This window comes from Photorhabdus australis DSM 17609 (assembly GCF_000711895.1).
Classification (GTDB): domain Bacteria; phylum Pseudomonadota; class Gammaproteobacteria; order Enterobacterales; family Enterobacteriaceae; genus Photorhabdus; species Photorhabdus australis.
On record NZ_JONO01000043.1, the window covers coordinates 21285 to 45454 of the forward strand.

A 24170-nucleotide genomic window follows, 5' to 3' on the forward strand; every position below is an offset into this window, starting at 1 on the left:
ATATAACTTGTACTGAGGAAAACCTAATGTCCAAAATCGTTAAAGTGATCGGTCGTGAAATCATTGACTCCCGCGGTAATCCAACCGTAGAAGCAGAAGTGCATCTGGAAGGGGGCTTTGTTGGTTTAGCGGCTGCACCATCTGGTGCATCTACCGGTTCCCGTGAAGCGTTGGAACTGCGTGATGGTGATAAAACCCGTTTTATGGGGAAAGGTGTACTGAAAGCTGTTGATGCAGTAAATGGACTGATTGCACAGGCAGTTATCGGCCAGGATGCAAAAGATCAGGCTAACATCGACAGAATCATGATCGATCTGGACGGTACTGAAAACAAATCTAAATTCGGTGCTAACGCGATTCTGGCGGTTTCTCTGGCTAACGCTAAAGCTGCTGCTGCCGCTAAAGGTATACCATTGTACGAGCACATTGCAGAACTGAATGGTACCCCGGGTAAATTCTCTATGCCGCTACCGATGATGAACATCATTAACGGTGGTGAACACGCGGATAATAACGTTGATATCCAGGAATTCATGATTCAGCCGATTGGCGCAAGAACGCTGAAAGAAGCGGTTCGTATGGGGTCTGAAGTGTTCCACAACCTGGCTAAGGTTCTGAAAGCAAAAGGCATGAGCACGGCTGTAGGTGACGAAGGTGGTTATGCTCCTAACCTGGAGTCTAATGCTGCTGCTCTGGCTGCTATCAAAGAAGCGGTAGAACGAGCAGGCTATGTACTGGGCAAAGATATCACTTTGGCTATGGATTGTGCGGCTTCTGAATTCTACAACTCAGAAACAGGTAACTATGAATTGAAAGGTGAGGGAAAAACCTTCACTTCTCAGGAGTTTACGCATTACCTGGAAGCGTTGACCAGAGAATATCCAATCGTTTCTATCGAAGATGGCCTGAATGAATCTGACTGGGATGGTTTCGCTTACCAAACCAAAGTGTTGGGTGAAAAAATTCAGTTGGTGGGTGACGACTTATTCGTTACCAACACTAAGATCCTGAAAGAAGGTATCGAGAAAGGCATTGCTAACTCCATTTTGATCAAATTCAACCAGATCGGTTCTTTGACTGAAACGCTGGCTGCTATCAAAATGGCAAAAGAAGCGGGTTATACCGCAGTGATCTCTCACCGTTCCGGTGAAACTGAAGATGCGACTATCGCTGATCTGGCAGTCGGTACAGCTGCGGGCCAAATCAAAACAGGTTCTATGAGCCGTTCTGATCGCGTTGCTAAATATAACCAACTGATCCGTATTGAAGAAGCGCTGGGTAACCGTGCACCTTTCAGGGGCCTGAAAGAAGTGAAAGGCCAGGCTTAATCGAGCCAGTAATTAAGTATAGGAGGGGTAAAACCCTCCTTAAATATTTTGATAAATATGTTTTTTTTAAGACATTCATTAACGTATTTAATGCGATTTCCAACATTTCCAGAAATAACTAAACTTTCTGCATATTCCAGTATCTATAAAAGAGCATTTCTGAGCAATTAAAGTTCATTTATGACCTTTTAATCGTTTTTCCATTCGGAAAATATTTGGCTGTACTTAGCGGGGTTTAACGTTTTAGTACAGCTATTTTTTAGTATCCCGCATCAGTGCGGACTCAGGGAAAATAAAAACTGTAACAATATAAAAATATTAATCTAAATAGTACCTTGAACAACCAAACTGAAAGGAGACGAAAGAATGATTGTAAAAGACGATTGGCACCCTGCTGATATCATTGCGGGACTTAGAAAACGAGGCACATCGTTATCAGAGGTTTCAAGAGAAGCAGGACTTGCATCATCCACGCTAAGTAATGCATTGCATCGCTCGTGGCCTAAAGGTGAACAACTTATTGCTACCGCTTTGAATTGTGAGCCTTGCGAAATATGGCCAAGCAGATATAAATTAAAATAAACGTCAACTCTTTAAGGGTTCTACTCGGCAGAACCCTTATGACATATTGTTGTGCATTTATGCCAGAGGTATATAAGGATTAGGATTAATAAATCGGGTAGGCGCGTAGTTATCATATCCCTTACCCCGGCAATATTCTTTTAACTGACTTAATGAATTTATCCCTATTTTCTGATAAATAAATTGTAACCGACTTTGTACCGTTCGATATGAAATACCTAATTTTTTAGCTATATCTTTGGCACTGAGTGATTGCAACACAAAAAATACGATATCGAACTCTCTATCTGTAAAAATCTCAGCTGGGTTGCCAAATGATAATGATTCAGGGGAGTTATTCATTTCCATATGATACATTGAAAAAATTTCTAGCTTTCTGGCTCTGCCTACTACGCCAATCGACTCTCCATCTTTTATTAAAGGCGTGACATGCGCCATAAATGGTTGAATAATTTTATCCCTACCTCCATACATAAATGTAATCAAAGTAGGAATGACTTTTTTTTCTTCCATCACTCTACGGTCATTAGATTGAATGATATCAGCAATCTCAGACCAATATACCCTATGGATTTCAAGATGCATCGCGACGGCAAGGGAGCGAATCCCCGGGAGCATAGATAACTATGTGACCGGGGTGAGTGAGCGCAGCCAACAAAGAAGCAACTTGAAAGATGACGGGTATAAACCGGACACTCACTATCAAGCTTACCTTCAACATTAAATCCTTTGGGTAGTCCGCTATGATGAAGTCCATAATCATTCATATAGATAAATCTCGACTCCTTATCTTTTATATACCAAAATTCATTACAGTTCTCCATGTACGATACGAAGGCTTCAAAACTTTTTGAATGAACATCCAGATCTTTGTTTACAGAGAAACTCATAGTATTATCTTTCATAATTTCCACCCGTTACGATAAAACTATAAAACAGTAATAACTGTCATGTGAGGGTATCACTTCTACGCCTCAATAGGTAATTATATTTATGGACTTCAAACAATAGTCTCTGGAAAAACCTTTTTTTAGGATTAAAAAAATCGCCCCCATTAATACCAGATTTTAAAAACGTGAATATAGCGAGATAAAATCTTCTATATAAAAAATAGGGTTAAATTAATGAGGGATAGGATTCTGCTTTTAGCAGAATCCTAATGATATAGTGACAATAACAATGTTGCGCATTATTATGCCAGAGGTATATAAGGATTAGGATTAATAAATCGGGTAGGCGCGTAGTTATCATATCCCTTACCCCGGCAATACTCTTTTAACTGACTTAATGAATTTATCCCTATTTTCTGATAAATAAATTGTAGCCTGCTTTGTACCGTTCTATATGAAATACCTAATTTTCTAGCTATATCTTTGGCACTGAGTGATTGCAACGCAAAAAATACGATATCGAACTCTCTGTCAGTAAATAAATCAGTTGGTGTGCCAAGAGTCAATGAGTCAGGATGTTTGTTATTTTCAAGATGATACATGGAATAAACTTCAAGTTTTCTACCGTGTGCTACAACCCCAATGCATTTTCCCTCCTTCATTAAGGGGGTAACATCGAGTAGAAATGGTTGGATTATTTTTTGTCTCCCGCCATAGGTGAAAGTATTTAGTACCGGAATAGTTTTTTGACTAGTCATTACGTTTTTATCATTAGCTTGTATAATATCTTCAAACTCAGACCACGGTGCCGGACATTCACTATCAAGCCTTCCTTCTATGTTAAAACCCTTAGGCAGGCCACTGTAATAAAGCATAATATCATTAGCATAGACGAATCGAGATTCGTTATCTTTTATAACCCAAAAATCGTTGCTGTTTTCCATGTATGATATAAAGGCTTCAAAACTTTTTGAATGAACATCCAGATCTTTGTTTACAGAGAAACTCATAGTATTATCTTTCATAATTTCCACCCGTTATGATAAAACTATAAAACAGTAATAACTTTCATGTGAGGGTATCACTTCTACGCCTCAATAGGTAATTATATTTATGGGTTTCAAACAATAGTCTCTGGAAATGCTATTTTTTAGGGTTAAAAAAATCGCCCTAATTAATACCAGATTTTAAAAACGTGAATATAGCGGGGCTATTGTTAATACTAAAATACTCCCTCGTTTTTTAATGGTTTTTTTATCAGCTTGAAGAGAAGTAAAACTCATCGGTTTTTGTACCTGAAAGACTGCATAAAACGTAGCGATTTCCTATACCTATAAAGATGTAATAATGTGATGTAACAACAAAAATTTGTATAAAATTACGTCTCTTATGATTTAATTGACTCCATTCCTACGCTTTAGATCCCAAAATTCAAATAACTGCATTTTCTTCCTGAGGCAGACTCCTTATATTCACACGCCTTGTATTTTTTTAACAATTGTAGCAATGGTGAATGAGATATCACCGGCGCTAATGGAGTCACCATGGATGCTTCTGAATCTTTAACACCAGCTATGAAGCCAAATTTTTCTAATAAAAAAGGTTTAATTATTCTGGCTGTTGATATTGTTTTACTGTTTCTTCTACTTAATACCTTACCGTTTAATGAAAAAGCCAATGCGGGTTTGGCACTGATGGTATTTGTTGGGGTGTTGTGGCTGACGGAGGCTATTCACGTCACGATTACTGCGTTATGTATTCCCATTCTGGCGGTTGGCATGGGATTGATGAATACGGGAGATGCGTTGAAATCTTTTGCTAATCCCATCATCTTTCTGTTTTTTGGTGGCTTTGCACTGGCAACGGCACTCCATATACAAGGGCTAGATAGACTGATCGCTAATCGCTTGCTGATGATTGCCCGTGGACGTTTGTCTGTAGCGGTGATGTTGTTGTTTGGCGTTACTGCTGGCCTTTCCATGTGGATCAGTAACACAGCGACTGCCGCGATGATGCTGCCATTGGTATTGGGGATCTTGTCTAACTTAGATGTACGTACTGAACGCCATACCTTTGTATTTGTATTGCTGGGTGTTGCTTATAGTGCAAGTATTGGTGGTTTAGGTACGTTGGTCGGTAGTCCACCAAATGCGATTGCGGCGGCTCAACTGGGCATCGATTTTTTTAATTGGATGAAATTTGGTATTCCTCTGGTTGTTATTTTGATGCCGATGATGGTGGGTATCATGTATTTGATGTTGCGCCCTAATTTGAATCATAAATTCGACATGAAGCTGGAAAAACCAGATTGGACTGGCAAGCGTTTGATGACCATGCTGATTTTTTTGTCCGCAGTGTTCTGCTGGATATCGAGTACTGCGATTAGCTCCGCTCTGGGTGGTGTGAAAGATCTGGATACTATTATCGCGATTGGTGCCGCTATTCTGATTGGTGTAACAGGTGTTGCAAGTTGGTCTCAGATTCAGAATAACACTGAGTGGGGCGTATTGATGCTGTTCGGTGGTGGCCTGACTTTAAGTGCTATTCTGAAAAACTCAGGTGCCAGTGAAATTATGGCGAATGGTATGGCCGCTACTTTCGGCGCAAGCCATTGGTTTGTGATCATTGTTGCTGTAGCTGCGTTTATTATCTTCCTGACTGAATTTACCAGTAATACAGCAAGTGCAGCTTTGCTGGTGCCAGTATTTGCAACAGTTGCGGAAGCATTGGGTATGCCGGTGGTGACATTGACACTGATTATTGGTTTCGGTGCGTCTTGTGCTTTTATGTTGCCGGTTGCCACACCGCCTAATGCGATTGTTTTCGGCTCCGGTCATATCAAACAGACTGAAATGGTAAGAGTGGGGATGGTTTTGAATATTGCTTGTATCATTATCATTTCTCTATTTGCCTGGTTCTTCTGGTTGTAACTGAAAGTTTAATTTTGAAATTCTGGAATTGCGTGAAGGTGATGATATTGAGATTGTAGTGGATGATCCGCGTACCTTTGCGGTATGCAAGAAGCCTGGATCTGAGGTGTTGTTGGAGCGTCTTCGGACATTCCGCAGTAAGTTGCTGGCAGATTTCAGGTTCAGCAGAGATGAAGCGAATGACAGGGGCTAAGTCTTGCGGTTTCATCGACAGCAATGTGGTGTTGTACCTGCTGTCCCAGGATGTGGCCAGGGCCGATAGTGCCGAAGCGCTGCTGAAGGCGAATCCGATCATCAGTGTGCAGGTGCTCAATGAAGTGGCGCACGTGCGTGTGCGTAAACTTAAGATGAGTTGGGCAGAGATAGCGGAGTTCCTCGATATTGTACGTAGTTTTTGCAAAATCGTGCCTCTTACGGTTAAAGTTCATGACCGGGCTAGGTTCATTGCAGAGCGTTATCACTTGTCATTCTACGATTCTTGTATTGTGGCGGCTGCGGTCATCGCAGGTTGTCGGGCGCTCTATAGTGAAGACATGAATCACGGGCAGATGTTGGAAGACAGCTTGGTTATTCAAAATCCATTCTCATATATACCCAATAGATTTCAAGATGGACCGCGACGGCAAGGGAGCGAATCTTCGGGAGCATAGATAACTATGTGACTGGGGTAAGTGAACGCAGCCAGCAAAGCAGCAGCTTGAAAGATGAAGGGTATATCTAAAGATTTGGTGAGCCAGAGAGGGATCGAGGTTCACCTGCCGATTTAACCTGACAGACACTGATATAAAGGTATCTGTCAGCTCAAATCTGCGTTATAACACCAATTTATTATGCAGAAAATATCTACAAAGCGTCATTATCATCATCGTATACCTGCTCAAGTTCCTGAGTAGCAAATGCTGTTGTTCCGAAGGTTACTGTAGGAGGGAAAGCGTGGATGACAACATGAATTACGGTTACACCAACGAAGAATACGGTGACCTGAAAGGATAATAAAAACGTGTATTTTGGCCATCAAGAATTCTTTAATAAATGACAGAATCTTACATAATGAACACCGCATTGAATAGATGACCGAAAAAATAATAACAATAAATTCAGATAATTACGTAAAATTAACTTATTGGAAAGCATACCAAGCTTGATACACTTTTTATCACAAAAAGCAATAAATAATTTGAGTTTTTTCAACGGGTTATATTTTTAGTTGTGATGTAATTCACAAACATTTAACTGTTACTTAACTGAAATAAAAAAAAGCTGTTATTATTACTATGCTGAATTAAATTTTGATTTGGTATATTTTTTAAAAAAAATCCTATAGGAGTATATAATGAATGTGATAACAGCACAGGCATTTAGACCGCTAACTGATGATGAAAAATTAAATTATGATAATGGTTTAATGAGTTCATCCCCTAATTAATAGAATTGGGATTATGACATTTCAGCGCCATTGGGTGAACTTGGTGACCGGCATTGGATTTTATTGATAGCATCATGGTTTGCTGTTTTAGATAGTTTAGTTATTCAACCTTGTTTATTGCAAGGTAAAATTATTATATGTGATAGTTGGTATTATAAATATTTAGCAAGATTCTTACTTAAATCTACGGAATTAGCAAAATTAAGTAAGTCGGTTCTGTCGATAAACACAAAACCAGACATGGTGATATATCTTGATGTCCCTCCAGGAATTGCTGAAAAAAGAAAAAAAATATTAAAACCTAGTGAATCTGGAAAATTAGAGACAAATGAAAAATATGGTTTTATAGAATATCAAAAACACGTTCTTAATCAATACCAGACATTTTATGATGATACCTGGAAAATTATTGATACTGATACCTTAACTAAAGATGCAGTAATTAAATTAATAGTGGATATTATTCAAGTGGAAATGCCAAAAAAAATGTAATCACTGCAATCGCTATATTTAATGAGGCTATTTTAGTTGGAGGAAAATAATGGATAAAGAATTTCGTAAATTAATATTAGCCTCTTCAGGAAACTCTTTCACTTTGTATTTGGAGATGATAATATCATTCACATTAATCACATATCACTGGAATGGTGGAGCGATATACTCATCTTTATATACAATTTCATATGCTGTATCGTTACTATTTCTAACGCCCTATGTTTCATCATTTGTGGATGAAAATATAAAACCAAAAAAGTACATTATTATCATTTCGTTACTTTGCGGTTTTATTACCACTTTTCAATACAACATTGATGACATTAATATATATATTCTTTATTCTTTCATTAAAAACATCCTGCGTTTATTTTTAGGACCTTCTAATTTTTTAATATTAAAAAATATATCAGCCAACAAATTTGAAAAAAACTTTAGTTATTGGCAGGTTTCATTTCAAATATACAAAATGTTGGCCCCGTTATTTTTAGGTTTTATTCTTATCTATTATTCAACAAAACAGATTCTTATTTTAATATCAATGCTTTATTTTATTTCAGCAATCTTATATATTTTTGTTTCAGAACCGTTGATCAATGTTAATCGCAAAAAAAACAAAATATCACTAATTAATTACTTTAATATGATGAAAGATAATAAAATATTGTTTTCATTTATTGTTATTTCTACTTTAACTTGTTTTGGCTATTTATCAGATAGCCTAATAGCTCTTAGCTTTATGGAGCAGGGATTCAATGGAAGCCATTATAGTTTTGCTATGTGTCTTTCAGGTGTTTCAGGTGTTTTAATTGGTTTAGTATTTGGAAAATATAAAATTAACATATCTTTAAATATTATGTTATCTTCATTCTTTTTGTGGGGGTTGGGGTATCTTTTAATAGGAATAACAAATCAATTTAACGATTTATTTCCTGATGAAATCAATTTATTTCTTATGTTTTTAGCAATGGTAATAATAGGAATAGGATCGTCTATGAATAATATTATTGTTACCATTTATATGCAGAAATTCGCAACTAATGATAACTCGGCTAAAATATTTGGTTTAACGTCAATTTCTGTTGGTTTTTCCATGTTTGTTGGCCCTTTGATAGGTTCCACAATATCTTATTTTTTTTCCGCAAGCATCGTTTTCTTTACAACATTTATAGGTATTTTTTCAACCATAATTGTGGTTATTTTAATGAATCGTAAATCCACATCATGACATGGTTTTACTGAGGGCCAGTGAGTGCATATACAATAAAAGTGTATATTTAGAGGTAATAATCATGCAGGTAGTAAAATGGGGTAACAGCCTTGCCATACGTCTACCTTTTACTGAAAAACGAAGTGTTGTGATAGGGCTGTATGTGTCTAATTTATTTAAAGATTATTTCAAGGGTTAGATTCTTTTCATGTTTATTAAGAATAAACATGCTCGTTGATATTTTACCACAGTGAGGGTCAATTAAAAGTGGGTAGAAAAACCTGTCTGCACGGTTCTATATCTCTCAGTTTTAGCGAAAGGTTTGTTGCAAACAGGTTGCGATTGCCAGAATAAACCATATTTTACTATATGATTAAATCTATTAATAATATCGGAAGTTTGCGGTTTTATAGTTTGGTGAATTCCTGTTTATATCTATCTATCATTTATATTCATAATACGATGCTTTAGATTTATAAAGTATCATTATTATCATACGTCCGGCTAATTTCTTGAACAGTAAATTCTTTGACCGATTGAATCTTGATTGGACCGTTGGGACCATATTTATAGATATTACTCGTCGGGGCATTGTCTAAAAGCATCACATAGGACATTCTATCCCGCTGTCCATTTCGTTCTGTGCGAACGACGCCATGTATATTGGCCCGAACATTTTTCGTTAAATTTTCTGTTAACACTTCGATTGAACTACCAAAGTTAATGATTAGGTAGCCAGGAACAGGATCGATAGCCAAAAGTTCATCATCTATATAAGCTAACAGCCCACGTTCAGTCGTTCTTAAGATTGTTATCCATCCTATGTCTCGATGAAATTTGGAGCCTTGGGCAGCTTTATCTGATCGGTAGTGATTAAACCCCAACATCAGGTGGCCTTTCCCTTCTGAAAGACCACCGGTAATTAATTCCCAGTCTCGGCGGGGAATGCCAACATGATTTAGCACGGCACGTAATATACATGTACCTATATGTGCCATGCGATGACCAAGTGTGGCAATCTCGGTTGGAATTAAGTTCCAGTGTGCTTGTTCGAGATAGAGATTTTCCCATTGAGCATATTCTCTATCGAAATAACCTTCGTAACCGTTGGAAAAAGTACATGATTTGAAGCCCGTATAGGGACGAAGTTCTCCCTCTGTAGCGGGTTCAAAGAAGTGGTATGCAAATCGATCACCATATTCAAAATCTATATATGGTGGAACTTCCAGGAGGAAAAAACCATGTCGAATAGCCTGGTTAAAGCCATCGTCATCAATAAAAACAAGGTTGTCTCCTTCTAAACGGGAGCGTACTATGTTTGCTGATTTATAAGTTTTTGCAGCAATTATTTCTGATGGCATTGGTGGTAGTTTAATGGTAGATCGCATTGTTGATGGTGTTGTCATGATTATGGTCCTGCGATAATGTAGTAAAAAGACGATTAATTTAGATGAAATTCGTAAATAATTTCTTCAATCTTCTTATTTTGAAAATTGAGGCGTGAATTTACTGGTGTCAAAATGCTATTTTTTCATATTTATAGAATATTAATCACCCCCTTTGGCCCATTGTGGATTCCAAAAGTAAACTTATCCTCACTCGATATTGGTCGTTTTTTAGAAAAGAGATAATATATAATTATTTATCATAGCTATAAGTGAAAATTACATCACATTTACATAATTAATGTCTCTTATCTGTGTAATTAATATATGACATAGAAAGAATTAAAAAGCAAATGGCTGCAATAAAAAAATAATATATTTTTTTAATAGAAATATATTTTTATTAAAAAATCATATAAATCATTCTGTTATGTTTTGATAAATATCATAATTCATAGATGAAATTTTTCCAGAATTGGAATTGGTTTTACTGTAATTATCGATGTTAAGGAAGATAATAAACGATCTGTTTTATTTAATTTCTTGTTTAATAATGGTTATTTTATAGATATATAAATTCAGACTCAGGTTTTTAGTTCAAACGTTGTAAGAGATTAATATAATTATCTCTTACAGTAGAGAGCTTATAGAATGGTTATGATTAGAATGATAATTGATTTAATATTCTTCAATTTGAAGTTTTTTTTCATAATTATTCTGTGTTGAAGAAATAATTCATTTTTTTCATTCTATTACAAATTATTCTCTTTTTTAATAAAAGATTTATCTAATTGCTATCTGCTGACGAAATTGTTTTTACCTGGTGTAACTACATATTTAACTCATCGTTTTTTATTTATGATAATGATTTTCATCTGCATCTTGTTGTCATAATAGACAGTAATACTGACAATCTGAATTATTTAGTGAATTGATATTTTGATAGCGGATGTATTTAGTATTTATCCTAACAAGCGTTTATTCCAGATAATGAATCCACATGCCCGGGGAAGCATCTTTTGCCTGCAGGAAAAAATTGTTCGCCTACTTTATCTGTCCATTTTTATTTTCCCAAAGGTGCTTAAAAAACAATCTGTTACTTGATTCTCCTAATCCCAGGTGTGAAATTATTATCGTTTTGCGATAATAAAGTATTGTTTTAGGGTAATTTTAGGCTATAGTGTGATCATGTTTGATGATGGGAGTAAGTATGACAAATTCTTCAAAACTGGATCGAATGACTAGCCTTAGCTTAATAATGTCTAAATTTTCTCTGCTAGTCATCACGGTAGCTATTATCATTAACACCTTTAGTTGGCTGAAACCAGAATTGATCCTGGAGAAGTATGGGCTTGGATATTCTCTCACTGGGAGAATATTACCTAACTTTGATATGTATTCTTTCAATTGGTGGCAGCTTACCGGTGGAATTTTCATAACAAGTATCCCGTTGTCATCATTAATATTTAGCTTGTGGGCGTTACACCAACTATTTAGGCGTTATGGTCAGGGGGATTATTTTTCACGGAAAACAGCAAAGCATTTAGGATTTGCTGCCTGGGGAGTGATTGCCTGGAGTATTTTAGATATTCTATGTGAGCCTTTGTTAACGTTATGGCTAACAATGAATGCGTCAGCGGGAAGTCATTTTATATCGTTTAGTCTAACCACCGGCCATTTTGTCGCTTTTTTTATGTCAGCTTGCCTGGCCATAATTTCTCGTATTCTTTATCAAGCCTGTGATATATACGCTGAAAATCAGAGTATTATATAGGGGTACACTGTGTCAATTCATATTACTTTAGATGTAATGATGGCAAAGAGGAAGGTTAAATCTAAAGATCTCGCATTATTAATAGGAATTACCGAACAGAATCTGTCTTTATTAAAGACAGGAAAGATTAAGGGAATTAGATTCTCTACTTTAAATGCTATATGTCAATATTTGGAGTGTCAACCTGGAGATATACTGGAGTTTAAGAAAGATTAGTTGGTTAGTGTGAGTTAGTACTGTTAATTGTTATATTAATTTAGTAAGTAAGGAAAAGAGATGAAACTTTTATCATATGCTTTATTGCTTGGTTTGGCTTACATTCCGTTTTCTTTTGCAGAAACATCAGTAAATGATGTGAATAATGAAATTCATGCGAAAGAAAAAGGTGCCTTGAGTAAATGTACTGATTTGCTGCCCAAAGGGCATTTGTACACAATTAGTATTGTTGGAAAGTCAGATAAGAAAACAGCTAATGCAGATGGAAAATTTAAAGGAAAGTTTGATGTTTCCGATGAAACAAAAAAGCCTTTAGATAAGAAAAGAAGTGAAGAGGTAAAACCTTTTATCCAATGCGTAACAGATACTGTACTGTGATCTAAAATTTGTTTAAGAATAAAGTGCCTGAGGTATTATCAGAATTTTTCCTAAGACTTGTTGTTTGAATTCTCAGGCACAGTTAATTTAGAGTATTTTTCCGGTAATGCCTCCCTCTATTTGATGCCAGAAATAATGAGCATAAATCATGTTTATACCCTTCATCTTTCAAGTTGCTGCTTTGTTGGCTGCGTTCACTTGCCGCCGCCCTGCAATTTGAAATCTATTGGGTATATTTAATTGGGATGATTATATATCTCTGAAGTGGTTATCTTTAGACAAAGTCATAAAGAGCCTATTGTATTTAATAGGCTCTTGTTGTATTACCAGGAATTAAAATCTATATGAGTGTACGTTGCTATTCCATGAAGGAATAGTTGCTGATTGCACAAGTTTTTCAACTTTATTAGAACGAATAGGTTTTCCTTGTAGTGAATTTGATTTCTTTCCGACACAATCTATAAGCGCTTTGTTCCAGGTTTTATTTTGGCTAGGTTTGCTAAGCTTTTTCATTTATATTCTCCTATTTACAATAAAGTTATTTCTATAGGATGGTGCTTATTGCTTATATATGACTTTATATAAGCTGGTGTCCCACCTAATCCGTCATCCATGTGATTAGGATAGGGCGCTCTTGCCTTTATACCTTTAGTGGCAAGTTTCTTCTCAATATGTTCATATATTTTATACAAACTAGGGCAATAATAATCTCTTTCATGATAATTACCCGAAAAGAATTTATATGATCTTGCTTGACATCCGCCATGGCAAACATGTTGCCATTTGCATGCGTTACAGTATTTAGTTGGTTTTCTTGTCCTGTATTCTTTAGCAACGCTAGAGTTCATTATTTCTAAAAGTGAGCTTTTATTGATATTGCCATATATCAGATTTGGATGACCTGATAAGCTGGCACAAGGGTAAATATCACCAAGGGGATCTGTGGAACAGTTTGCATTACCACATTGTGACATACCAATGCAGTCAGCTGCCCTCCCTGCCATTATAGCTTGTGTTTTCCTGACGAAATCAGAGATATAAGTATATCTATCATCTTCAGCATCAAACCATAAATCGTATAACTTAATCCAGGGCTCATAATATTCGTCTGCTTCTAAACCTAAATCTTCATAAGAGCATACAGCACTACCGGACTTTGTCATTGGTATAACATTGAATGCTATTTTTTCTGATACCATAAAATCATATATATTTTCAACATGTGCTTTGTTTTGTTTATTAATCACAAGTACACTGCCAAATCTCTGGTTTGCCTGGTTTAATTTTCTTATGCCAGACATCACACGATCAAAACTGCCATTTCCTTTTTTGTCTATTCTGTTTGCGTCATGTAGTTCTTTGGGGCCGTCAATAGAAAGACTGACAAGAAAGTCATTATTTGAGAGAAAATTAACCCATTTATTCGTTAGAAGTGTTCCGTTCGTTTGTATGGAATTGATATATGAAATTCCATTTGAATATTTTTCTTGTAACCGTAAAACGTTTTCGTAGAATTTTATGCCTGGTATTAATGGTTCACCACCATGCCATATAAATTCAACACCGGAAAAACATCCTAAATGATTTGTGTAAGAAAAAGTTTCGAAGATAACTCTGGACAGTGTCTCTTCTGTCATAATTGGCTTTCGGATATCTTCATTGTAGCAATAAGTACAAGATAAATTACAAACATGTGTCGGCTTTATTACATTGATAAAATTCATGATCTGTCCCTCAGGCTACATATACATTGTTATGGCCCCATCGGTGCATCATGGGTAAATGGATATTCTTTCCACTTTTCGATGGTTTTCGGGTTGATGCCGTACTGAATATTATCAGTTCATTTATGCTCGTTCGACCATGTTATATTTCTTGACGTACTGCTGGAGTCATTCGGGCATATTTATACCCTTCATCCTTCAAGTTGCTGCTTTGTTGGCTGCTTTCACTTACCCCAGTCACATAGTTATCTATGCTTCTGGGGATGCGTTCACTTGCCGCCGCGCTGCAATTTGAAATCTATTGGGTATATATAAATATAAACTGTAGGTCTAAAATATCTAGTACTAAACCCAGATAAACCTTATAAATATTATGGTTATTATAAATACGCGCTTTTTTTGTGAATGCAATGGTTATTTTTTAAAATGTGCCTTGCTTCACAAAAATTTACTGAATTCAGGGAAATTATGAAACGTATAAAATAGTTTAGCCTTTAACGTATTTTCATCTCTACTTCTTAATTGGCCCCAGTTATATCAAACCAATTCCAAAAACGATTGATTTTTTTGTGAAAAGGTGTAGTTATAATACGCATAATATTTATATGGTTAATTGCACTATGCTGAACATCAGAGGATCTTGACTATTACTGACGACTAACCGATTAACATGGATTAACTATATGAAAAACAATATTACTCCTTGTAATAATTCCGTTAGAAATCATAAAAGCTCATGGCTTGGTAAAGCCCACATTATTTCTGTCATTCCTGCTCCATTAGTATTTTTCTTCTCTACCGTTATCGCGTTATCCATAATTTTTTTGATATTTTTCGGTAGTTATACTAGGCGCATTAATGTGATAGGAGAGGTGATTACTTCCCCTAAAACGATAGCTTTATTTTCTACAACACAGGGAATAGTTACAGAGCAATATGTTAAGCCAGGTGATTTTGTATCCAGGGGAACAAAACTTTATAAAATTGATTCCAGTAAAGTTAGTGATTCTGGCAATGTTAGCATAAAATCTCGTTCATCGATAAATCGTCAAATTATGTTGACTGAGAAAATTATTGCCAAAATAGAGGAAGACAAAAACCAAACACTTAAAAATATTCAACTGCAAATTGATGAATATCTAAGGGTGATTTCTACGGTAGAAAATTTGCTTAGAGATGCCCAGGAAGGGTTGGTTACCATGGAAAAATATTCCAATTCCTACACAAAATATCTGCATAAAGGGCTTATTAATAAAGATCAATTAGCAAATCAGAAATCTCTTTTCTATCAGCAACAAGGTATATATCAAAATGTTTATAGCCAAAAAATACAAGCGCAACTTCAGGTAGAAAAATTAAAGAGTGATATGATTACCACATCTGTTGAATTTGATAACAGAATATCTGAATATCAATATCAACGCTCAGAATTGGAAATAAAACTAGCTAATATTGATCTGAATGAAGCTATGTTAGTCACGGCCCCTTATGATGGATTGGTGGAATCCTTAAGTGTGACGCCGGGACAAATGATTAACATAGGTGATAGCTTAGCACAACTTAGTCCAGGAAAAGATCGACTTTATTATTTAGTATTCTGGTTACCAAATAACAGTATTCCCTATGTTAAAATTGGGGATCGAGTTAATATACGCTATGATGCCTTTCCTTATGAAAAATTCGGCCAGTTTGGTGGACATATTATTTCAATTTCTAATGTGGCCGCTTCATATCAGGAACTAAAAAGCTACAGTAATTCTCCTATTATATCAAATACGATGACTAATCAATCATATTATAAAGTCACTGCAACACTTGATGAAAATCGTTTTATCTATCAAGGCAGTTCTATGGAAATTAGTAGCAACATGCGTGCGCAAACTACGGTATTTTTGGAAAGACGCTATTTGTATCAATGGATGTTTACACCTTTCTATGGCATTAAATCAAGTCTTATGGAACAGGACATAGGGAAATAGATATGTTAAAAGATATCTACAAAAAATTAGATTTAGGCTTCAAACAAAAGGTTCCTCAATTCATTCAGAATGAAGACTCAGAGAGTGGTTTAACATGTATTGCGATGGTGGGGCATGCTTTTGGTATTAAAATAGAGCTGTCTTCTTTGCGGCAGCGTTTTGGCTCTTCTAATATGGAGAGAAATATTTCAGGTTTGGGTGAAGTAGTTAGTAATTTAGGAATGCAGTCACGAGCGCTAAGTTTAGAGCTAGATGAATTACATAATCTAAAATTGCCTTGTATCTTAAATTGGGATATGAATCATTTTGTAGTATTAGTCCGTATTCGATTTGGACGATTTATTATTCATGATCCAGAATTTGGTCGTAGAGTTATCGGGTTAAAAGAGGTTGCCTCTCATTTTACTGGAGTGGCACTTGAATTATGGCCTAATAATGAGTTTAAAATTAAGGTTAAAACTATACGAAACCCGATAAAACTTATAGAATTGTTTAATAATGTTCAAGGAATTAAGGCATTTTTGGTAAAGTTAATTAGCTTATCTATCATTGTAGAGCTGGTTAATATACTTTTACCTATTGGAACACAGTTGGTCATGGACCATGTGATTTTATCAAAGGATAAAGATCTATTGGTTCTTATTTGTCTTGGGCTTGTTGTTTTTACACTATTTAGGACTTTTGCCAGTTTAATTCGATCTTGGCTTTCTATTGTTATGGGGGCTTTGATTGAAATACAGTGGAAAAATGGCTTATTTAATCACTTAATGGGGTTGCCTTTAGTCTATTTTGAAAAACGAAAACTTGGAGATATTCAATCGCGTTTTAATTCATTAGATGTTATTCGTGATACGTTTACTGATACCTTAGTAAGAGGAGTTATTGATAGCATCATGGTAACGGGTGTTTTTATAATGATGTTACTATATGGTGGCTGGTTATTATGGGTTGTGGTGGGATTTACACTTATTTATACATTACTTAGGGTAATGACTTATGAATATTATCAACAGGCTTCCCATGAACAAATTGTAAAAAATGCTCGGTCAAATTCTCATTTAATGGAGACATTGTATGGGATTACTACATTGAAAGTATTAGGTCTTATCAAACATCGTTCACAACAATGGTTAAATCTCAATATAGAAGCAAGTAACTCTCAAATTCGTCTTAATAAATTTGATATGATTTTCGCTGAAGTCAATGCGTTAATCGTCACTTTAGAACAAATTACTGTGCTTGGATTGGCAACGAATCAAGTGATTAATGAGAGTATGACGGTAGGAATGTTTGTGGCATTTAATGCGTATCGGGGATTGTTTGCGGATAGGACAGCTAATCTAATTAACATTGTTCTGCAATTCAGAATGTTGTCGTTACATAACGAGCGTATTTCCGATATTGCTTTATCTAAAACAGAAGGGCAAAAACAATCACGTCGTATTGTTGCACCAGAAAAGGCATCATCTTTGGAGGTCAGGAACTTAACTTTTCGATATGATGAATATGGTGAGCCAATTATTAATAATCTCAATCTTTGCTTCGAACCTGGTGAGAGTGTTGCTATTGTTGGTCCTTCTGGTATCGGTAAAACTACATTGATGAAATTAATGGCAGGGTTAATAGAACCTGCTCACGGTGAGATTCTTTTTAATAATATCAATATCATGGATATTGGGCTAAATAATTACCGTAAACATATTGCTTGTGTTTTACAGGAAGATAAACTTTTTGCTGGTAGCATTTCTGAAAATATTTCTGGTTTTGATGATAATAGAGATGAAATATGGGTTGAGAAATGTGCCATATTGAGCAATATCCATCAAGATATTCTTAAATTACCTATGAAGTATGAAACAATGTTAAGTGAGTTAGGTGGGAGTTTGTCCGGTGGTCAGAAACAGCGTTTATTGATTGCCAGAGCTCTTTATCGTCGCCCGAATATTTTATTCATGGATGAAGCAACTAGTCACTTAGATATTGATAATGAAGCTTCTATTAATGCTGCGATTTCAGCTTTATCGATAACTCGGATAATTATTGCACATCGTCCATCAACCATTGCTTGTGCAGATCGGGTGATAACTCTATCTAATGTAGAATCATAATAGTGAGTGCAGCCAACAAAGAAGCAACTTGAAAGATAACGGGTATAAAGGCAATGGCCCCAAAAGAGGGCCATCTATTATTGTCATCCTTTAAACCATCTTCCTGGGAAAATATCTTAAGCTTCATCAGAAAATTCATCGACATAAAGCGTTAATTCAATTCCAGGTTTTACATCTGTAATTTTTATGTCATCGTTCCAGCTTATTAAGTCTTTGATCTTGATACCGTGACGTTTAGCAATACTGGCCACTGAATCGCCTTGACGAACGCGATAAATAATAGCGTTGTCGTTATTTACCCTCAATGTCTGCCCGATTTTTAATAACTTGGCAGTCTTTAGGTTATTCATCCGCTGCAATTCACGGATGGAAATATTAAACCGTTTTGCAATTACGGATAAGGTATCACCTGAACGAACTTTATATTGGCTTTGTTTATTCAGGCGGAGGTTGTTTTTCGCAACTGCCTGACGAATATTGTTTAAAACGGTTCCATCTGCCAGTGAGTTTTTAAATTGATCAACTTTTGCCTTCGGCAGCATGATGTAATGCGGGCCATTAGGCGATGTTACTCCTCGCTTATATCCGGGGTTGTATGCCTTAATAGAAGTCAGGGACATGCCTGCCATTTCTGCGGCTTGAGACAGTGTGATTTGCTGTCCAACATCAACTTGGGCAAGCGCGCGTTGATGATTGGATTTTGGCAACGTAACGCCATATTTATCGCTGTTGCGGATAACATCACTAAGCGCCAGAACCTTAGGCACATAGATCGCAGTTTCCCTTGGCAGTGATAATGACCAGAAATTTGTCGGCTTGCCTTTTGCTGCATTTCCTTTCATTGCACGTATCACACGGCCTTCGCCGCTGTTGTAAGCAGCGATAGTCAATAGCCAATCGCCATTGAACATTTTATTTAGGCGTTGCAACAAGTCCAATGCGGCGGTTGTTGAGGCGGCAACATCTCGGCGTGCATCGTACCATTTGTCTTGAGTCAGACCGTAGTTGCGACCAGTATCCGGGACGATCTGCCACAGACCTGCTGCTTTAGCGCGTGAGGTAGCATGCGGGTTAAAAGCACTCTCCACTATGGGTACTAGCACCAGTTCCATCGGCATATCGCGTTGTTTGATCTGCCCGACTATCCAGTACATATACGGTTCAGCCCGTAAAGTTACATCGTGGAGATAGCTCTTGTGTTTTAAGTAGTAATTTCGTTGTTCACGAACCCTGTAATTATCAGGGAACTTCATCTTCAACTCATCACGGATGTATCCCCACAGTTCTTGTTGACTGACAGGATCACCATCCTTCCAGCGGGCAGCGAACTGACCGGTAGCATCAGTTGCTGCTTTCTTGCCTGTTTTCAGACTCGTTGAAGACGAATTCTGCGCCCGTTGTCCGGCTGCCGTAGACCAATCTGGCCCGGATTGACAGCCAACCAGCAAGACAGATGCGAACAGAATCGCTTTTGTCTTCATGATTAGTTTTTATGGTTGCTTAAAAGACGAGCAATAATACTTACCTTAGCTTGATATAGCAACCACCGAAATCAGAATTGGTCTTTATTCATTCTGAGTTGACGGAAAATGGCAGAAAGTGGTTGGGAGTTGGGTTTAATGCCAATATTTCTTTGTAAATCAATATCATCACATTTTAGGAAAATATTGATTTTTTTTTCGATTTGTAATGTAGTTGGTACTGTTGGTTGATTATTTTCCCTCATTTGGGTTACTTTTTGCTGATATTCGCTGATAGCTTGATTGGGCAAAATCGCGTGAGCAAACTTCATATTAGAAACGGTATATTCATGAGCGCAACAGATGAGTGTGTCATCAGGTAGCTCAGCTATTTTTCCTATAGATGTATACATTTGCTCAGCTGTTCCTTCAAAAAGACGTCCGCAGCCACCGGAAAATAATGTATCCCCACAAAAGAGGTAAGGTGCTTGATAAAAAGCAATATGTCCCAGAGTATGCCCTGGAACATCGATAACCTGGAAAGAAAAATTACCGAAATTGATGCTATTACCACCACGTACTATCATTGTAGCACCTTTGGTCTGTGTCTCCGCCGGGCCATATACTGGTAGTTCAGGGAACTGCTCAAGAATGCCTGGAACGCCACCAACATGATCGTGATGGTGATGGGTAAGTAGAATTGCATCGGGTATCCAGTCGTGTGATTTTAAGGTATCAAGAACGGGTTGTGATTCCGCAGGATCGACGATTACAGAGTGTCTATTGTCATCACAGAGTAACCAAATGTAATTATCTGCAAGGGCAGGAATGCTGATAAGCTTCATTGTATGCCTCTTATTAACAGTAGTTTATTAAGGAAAAAGAAGCCATGAAATCTGCACATACAATACAGAATATGAGTCCCCCGGCTTCTTGGGCTGATTTACCTTGGGGTGAGTATTACCGTGCCGCTTTGGAACGCAAATTACAACCCTGGTGGCAGAAAATATTTGGTTTCCATCTGTTGAAAATAGGTAACTTGAGTGCCGAAATTGATAGCAAAGAGTGTCCAATCTTTAATCAGATTAATGTTGGTAAGGAAGGGAAGAATATGCAGGTGATTACCGATCCTTACCATCTGCCATTTGAAGAAAAATCTGTTGATGCTTGTTTGCTTAGCCATATGCTGGCCTACAGTGATGATCCTCATCGCCTGTTACGAGAAGTTGATCGAGTGATGATTGATGATGGTTGGTTGATCATTAGTGGCTTCAATTCATTGAGTCTGCTTGGTTTAGGGAAATTAGTGCCCGGATTATGGCGCTATCAGCCCTATTGTAGCCATATGTTTTCCCTGATGCGCCAACTTGATTGGTTAAGTCTGCTGAATTACGAAGTACTGTATCGCGGAAATTTTCAGGTATTACCCTGGCGGAATGAAACTGGCTTTTTTAATCGGTACTTGCCTGTATTTGGTTGTGTGAGTCTGATTATTGCCCGTAAACGGACGTTGCCATTAACTCTGAACCAGATAAAAGTCACATTGCTAAAGCCCAAATTGAATAGTGCGGTTGGCGCAACAAAATGTTATCGAAAGCGCAGTTAATCTGTATTTTCGATATATCCAGTGTCGGTTTCTGTTGGTGAGTTTGCCGCAGTGCGAGCTAATTCATCACAACGTTCATTTTCACGATGCCCGGCATGGCCTTTGACCCATTGCCAGTCAATTTCATGGCGGGTAATTGCCTGGTCAAGGCGCAGCCACAAATCTATATTGCTGACTGGGGATTTATCTGTTTTACGCCAGCCACGCTTTTTCCAGTTATGAATCCATTTTGTGATACCTTGACGTACATATTGGCTGTCCGTGGTTAACACAATTTTGCAGGGTCGGGTCAGTGTTTCCAGACCAATAATGGCAGCCATCAGCTCCATCCTGTTGTTGGTTGTACGATGAAAGCCCTGGCTGAGGGTTCTTTCGTGTTGTTGATAACGTAGTAAAACACCGTATCCACCTGGCCCCGGATTTCCGAGACAAGATCCGTCGGTGAAAATTTCTACCTGCTTGTTCATCTCTGGTAGACTCTTCTTATTCATCCAAAACCTTAAGTTTGACATAAAAAGGCATTATGAGCACTGCAATTACACGACAAGTTGTCCTTGATACCGAAACCACTGGTATGAATAAATTAGGTGTTCACTATGAAGGACACAAAATTATTGAAATTGGGGCTGTAGAGGTTATTAACCGTCGTTTGACTGGCCGCCATTTTCATATCTATGTTAAACCTGACAGATTGGTCGATCCTGAAGCGTTTGAAGTTCATGGAATAAGTGATGAATTCTTGCAAGATAAGCCGCTGTTTGCTGATATTGCAGATGAATTTATTGAATTTATTCGCGGTGCTGAATTGATCATCCATAACGCCTCCTTTGATATCGGCTTTATGGATTATGAGTTTGGGAAACTGAACCGTGATATTCCGCCAACTGCTGACTTCTGCAAAGTTACTGATAGTTTACAACTCGCGAGAGAGTTATTCCCGGGGAAAAGAAACAACCTCGATGCGTTGTGTGATCGCTATGATATAGACAACTCTAAAAGAACCCTGCACGGGGCATTACTTGATGCTGAGATATTGGCTGATGTCTATCTAATAATGACAGGCGGGCAGACGGCTCTTGCATTTTCGATGGAAGGTGATGTGTCTGGCCGTGCTAATGTTTCTGGCGTACAGCGTATTACTCGTCCGCAAACTGCGTTAAAGGTGATTTACGCAACAGATGAAGAACTCGCGGCTCATGAATCCAGACTGGATTTAGTTGAAAAGAAAGGTGGAAGTTGTTTGTGGCGTACAAATTCTGGACAGAGTTAAAATAAAATCGCAGATAAATTACCTTTTAGGGTGAAAAGTTGATCAAACACGTCGCTTTGTTATAAAAAATATTGACGGAATGAATTTGGGTTCGTAATATTCACCACGTTCTTAACCAGAACGCTGCGCGGTGCGGTAGTTCAGTCGGTTAGAATACCGGCCTGTCACGCCGGGGGTCGCGGGTTCGAGTCCCGTCCGCACCGCCAAAATTCCTAAGCCCTGGGTAATTTCCCGGGGCTTTTTCATTTACGTCATATCTACATAATAATCTCTTTATATACCATGGTGGTATTGCATTGAAATAAGACATTAATATGCTACCAGCATTCTATGCCTTTTATCAGAAACTTATTTTCTTTACCGGGCTTATAGCGTGATGGCCAAATATCGGATGGATGTAGACCCAATTCGATAGCGATCAAGGCTTCTCCCTTTGGCCATGGGCGATGTAATGCATTACTCAGTGTAGATGACGCCAGGCCTGCTTTGCGGGAAACCGCTGAAAGATTTGTTCCTTGTTTGCGCAGGGCTGCAATAATATCTGCCGGATGCCAATCTTGGATACCCATAATAATCTCCTGATTTTAATTATGAGGAAATATTGATAACAAATAAATTATCGATACTTTTATTGTTTAATAGTAATTAAGCACAGATTATCAATGAGGATGAATTAAAGAGGCTATAGAAAAGAATACTTAGTAATTAAATGGATGGTTTGAAAAAATGTTCCATGTATATTGAAGATGTTCTTGTAGAATGTAAAGACCAAATTCATTGTTTTTGCGAAGTATTATTAATTTAATAGCTGAATTGATTTATAGTTTCTTACAGGTATTACAGGTACTTTAATCATATTTTCCTGCAATATGACATAAAATTTTAGTTTCATTAGTGATAAATCTAGAGCTGATATTATAGCAGAATAAAAAATCGTTGCCCGATATTTTTATAATGGTATTATTGTAAAAATCACCTCTATACCCTTCATCTTTCAAGCTGCTGTTTTGTTGGCTGCGTTCACTTACCCCAGTCACATAGTTATCTATGCTCCTGGGGATGCGTTCTCTTGTCGCCGCATTGCAACTTGAAATCTATTGGGTATATACCCGTAATCATTGAAGATGCTTGATTTTATCCGAAATGGAGATCATTATCCTCGCTATGAAAATATTTATTACATCAGAACAAAAAATCAAACTTGAACGTCTTCACGACACCACTCGCGATGGTCAAGTACGAGACAGAATAAAAGCCATCCTTCTGGCTTCTGAAGGGTGGAGTTCTGTGATGATCGCCCAGGCATTGCGACTCCATCAGACCACCGTTGACCGCCATATCAGTGATTACCTCAATCAAGGTAAACTGAAATCGGATAATGGGGGGTCTGACAGTTTGCTTTCCCGAGA

The 24170-nt window shown here is 37.2% G+C and carries 23 protein-coding genes, 1 tRNA gene and 1 pseudogene; 15 read left to right on the forward strand and 10 right to left on the reverse strand.

Annotated features, from left to right (window positions below; translation table 11 throughout):
• The first annotated feature begins 26 nt into the window (after positions 1–26).
• Complete coding sequence (eno, locus tag BO26_RS13150) at positions 27–1328, forward strand: phosphopyruvate hydratase (RefSeq protein WP_036772042.1); 1302 nt, start codon at positions 27–29, stop codon at positions 1326–1328.
• Between the two features lie 366 nt (positions 1329–1694).
• A complete protein-coding gene (locus BO26_RS13155) occupies positions 1695–1910 on the forward strand; it encodes a helix-turn-helix domain-containing protein (protein ID WP_036772044.1) in 216 nt (71 codons plus the stop codon).
• A 57-nt stretch (positions 1911–1967) separates the two neighbouring features.
• On the opposite strand, the pseudogene BO26_RS24650 reads toward BO26_RS13155, so the two are convergent.
• A pseudogene (locus BO26_RS24650) lies at positions 1968–2815 on the reverse strand (helix-turn-helix transcriptional regulator).
• Between the two features lie 287 nt (positions 2816–3102).
• The gene (locus BO26_RS13170; RefSeq protein ID WP_036772047.1) at positions 3103–3825 is read right to left on the reverse strand and encodes a helix-turn-helix transcriptional regulator; all 723 of its coding nucleotides are present in this window, start codon (positions 3823–3825) and stop codon (positions 3103–3105) included.
• Between the two features lie 519 nt (positions 3826–4344).
• Here BO26_RS13170 and BO26_RS13175 point away from each other — a divergent pair.
• The 4 genes from BO26_RS13175 to BO26_RS13190 all read left to right on the forward strand — a co-directional run bounded on the left by BO26_RS13175 (position 4345) and on the right by BO26_RS13190 (position 8879).
• Positions 4345–5730, forward strand: a complete 1386-nt coding sequence (locus tag BO26_RS13175; protein ID WP_036772048.1) for a DASS family sodium-coupled anion symporter — start codon at positions 4345–4347, stop codon at positions 5728–5730.
• Positions 5731–5900: 170 nt separating this feature from the next.
• On the forward strand, positions 5901–6380 hold the full coding sequence (locus BO26_RS13180; RefSeq protein WP_236637454.1) for a PIN domain-containing protein: 480 nt from the start codon (positions 5901–5903) through the stop codon (positions 6378–6380).
• 806 nt (positions 6381–7186) lie between these two features.
• Positions 7187–7648: a dTMP kinase gene (locus BO26_RS13185; protein ID WP_477707034.1), complete on the forward strand. Its 462-nt coding sequence runs from the start codon at positions 7187–7189 to the stop codon at positions 7646–7648.
• 49 nt (positions 7649–7697) lie between these two features.
• Positions 7698–8879 (forward strand): MFS transporter, encoded by a 1182-nt coding sequence (locus BO26_RS13190; protein ID WP_036772050.1) that lies wholly within the window; start codon positions 7698–7700, stop codon positions 8877–8879.
• Between the two features lie 455 nt (positions 8880–9334).
• Here BO26_RS13190 and BO26_RS13195 read toward each other — a convergent pair whose 3' ends face one another.
• Complete coding sequence (locus BO26_RS13195; protein WP_036772051.1) at positions 9335–10267, reverse strand: 2OG-Fe(II) oxygenase family protein; 933 nt, start codon at positions 10265–10267, stop codon at positions 9335–9337.
• A 1189-nt stretch (positions 10268–11456) separates the two neighbouring features.
• Here BO26_RS13195 and BO26_RS13200 point away from each other — a divergent pair.
• The 3 genes from BO26_RS13200 to BO26_RS24110 are packed head-to-tail and all read left to right on the forward strand — an operon-like array spanning position 11457 to position 12614.
• Positions 11457–12020, forward strand: a complete 564-nt coding sequence (locus BO26_RS13200; protein WP_051690974.1) for a DUF2975 domain-containing protein — start codon at positions 11457–11459, stop codon at positions 12018–12020.
• 9 nt (positions 12021–12029) lie between these two features.
• Positions 12030–12236, forward strand: a complete 207-nt coding sequence (locus tag BO26_RS13205) for a helix-turn-helix domain-containing protein (protein WP_036772052.1) — start codon at positions 12030–12032, stop codon at positions 12234–12236.
• A 60-nt stretch (positions 12237–12296) separates the two neighbouring features.
• Positions 12297–12614, forward strand: a complete 318-nt coding sequence (locus BO26_RS24110) for a hypothetical protein (RefSeq protein WP_236637456.1) — start codon at positions 12297–12299, stop codon at positions 12612–12614.
• A 333-nt stretch (positions 12615–12947) separates the two neighbouring features.
• Here the strand turns inward: BO26_RS24110 and dynB are convergent, their stop codons facing one another.
• Both dynB and dynA read right to left on the reverse strand, forming a co-directional pair.
• Positions 12948–13127, reverse strand: a complete 180-nt coding sequence (gene dynB, locus BO26_RS13215) for a dynobactin A family peptide antibiotic (RefSeq protein WP_036772053.1) — start codon at positions 13125–13127, stop codon at positions 12948–12950.
• A 14-nt stretch (positions 13128–13141) separates the two neighbouring features.
• Positions 13142–14338 carry a dynobactin maturation radical SAM/SPASM protein DynA gene (gene dynA / locus BO26_RS13220; protein WP_036772055.1) on the reverse strand — a complete coding sequence of 399 codons (1197 nt, stop codon included), beginning with the start codon at positions 14336–14338 and terminating at the stop codon, positions 13142–13144.
• 683 nt (positions 14339–15021) lie between these two features.
• Between dynA and BO26_RS13225 the strand changes: the two genes are divergently transcribed.
• On the forward strand, positions 15022–16317 hold the full coding sequence (locus BO26_RS13225; RefSeq protein ID WP_036772056.1) for an HlyD family secretion protein: 1296 nt from the start codon (positions 15022–15024) through the stop codon (positions 16315–16317).
• Between the two features lie 2 nt (positions 16318–16319).
• Positions 16320–18425 carry a peptidase domain-containing ABC transporter gene (locus BO26_RS13230; protein ID WP_036772058.1) on the forward strand — a complete coding sequence of 702 codons (2106 nt, stop codon included), beginning with the start codon at positions 16320–16322 and terminating at the stop codon, positions 18423–18425.
• Positions 18426–18541: 116 nt separating this feature from the next.
• Here BO26_RS13230 and mltD read toward each other — a convergent pair whose 3' ends face one another.
• Together mltD and gloB are read right to left on the reverse strand one after the other, a co-directional pair.
• On the reverse strand, positions 18542–19906 hold the full coding sequence (mltD, locus tag BO26_RS13235) for a murein transglycosylase D (protein ID WP_036772059.1): 1365 nt from the start codon (positions 19904–19906) through the stop codon (positions 18542–18544).
• A 71-nt stretch (positions 19907–19977) separates the two neighbouring features.
• Entirely contained in the window at positions 19978–20730 is a 753-nt protein-coding gene (gloB, locus tag BO26_RS13240) for a hydroxyacylglutathione hydrolase (RefSeq protein WP_036772062.1), read from the reverse strand.
• Positions 20731–20774: 44 nt separating this feature from the next.
• Between gloB and BO26_RS13245 the strand changes: the two genes are divergently transcribed.
• The gene (locus BO26_RS13245; RefSeq protein ID WP_036772064.1) at positions 20775–21491 is read left to right on the forward strand and encodes a class I SAM-dependent methyltransferase; all 717 of its coding nucleotides are present in this window, start codon (positions 20775–20777) and stop codon (positions 21489–21491) included.
• On the opposite strand, the gene rnhA is transcribed toward BO26_RS13245, so the two are convergent.
• Positions 21488–21958, reverse strand: coding sequence for a ribonuclease HI (rnhA, locus tag BO26_RS13250; RefSeq protein ID WP_036772065.1), 471 nt, complete (start codon positions 21956–21958; stop codon positions 21488–21490). The genes BO26_RS13245 and rnhA overlap by 4 nt on opposite strands.
• 56 nt (positions 21959–22014) lie before the next feature.
• Between rnhA and dnaQ the strand changes: the two genes are divergently transcribed.
• Together dnaQ and BO26_RS13260 are read left to right on the forward strand one after the other, a co-directional pair.
• On the forward strand, positions 22015–22761 hold the full coding sequence (gene dnaQ / locus BO26_RS13255) for a DNA polymerase III subunit epsilon (RefSeq protein ID WP_036772067.1): 747 nt from the start codon (positions 22015–22017) through the stop codon (positions 22759–22761).
• A 129-nt stretch (positions 22762–22890) separates the two neighbouring features.
• Positions 22891–22967 (forward strand) — tRNA-Asp (locus tag BO26_RS13260).
• Positions 22968–23078: 111 nt separating this feature from the next.
• Here BO26_RS13260 and BO26_RS13265 read toward each other — a convergent pair.
• Together BO26_RS13265 and BO26_RS24900 are read right to left on the reverse strand one after the other, a co-directional pair.
• The gene (locus tag BO26_RS13265) at positions 23079–23330 is read right to left on the reverse strand and encodes a helix-turn-helix domain-containing protein (protein WP_012777049.1); all 252 of its coding nucleotides are present in this window, start codon (positions 23328–23330) and stop codon (positions 23079–23081) included.
• A gap of 279 nt (positions 23331–23609) precedes the next feature.
• The gene (locus BO26_RS24900) at positions 23610–23798 is read right to left on the reverse strand and encodes a hypothetical protein (protein ID WP_036772072.1); all 189 of its coding nucleotides are present in this window, start codon (positions 23796–23798) and stop codon (positions 23610–23612) included.
• 127 nt (positions 23799–23925) lie between these two features.
• On the opposite strand from BO26_RS24900, the gene BO26_RS13275 reads away from it, so the two are divergent.
• On the forward strand, positions 23926–24170 hold a 245-nt coding region (locus BO26_RS13275), incomplete at its 3' end, for a helix-turn-helix domain-containing protein (RefSeq protein ID WP_036772075.1).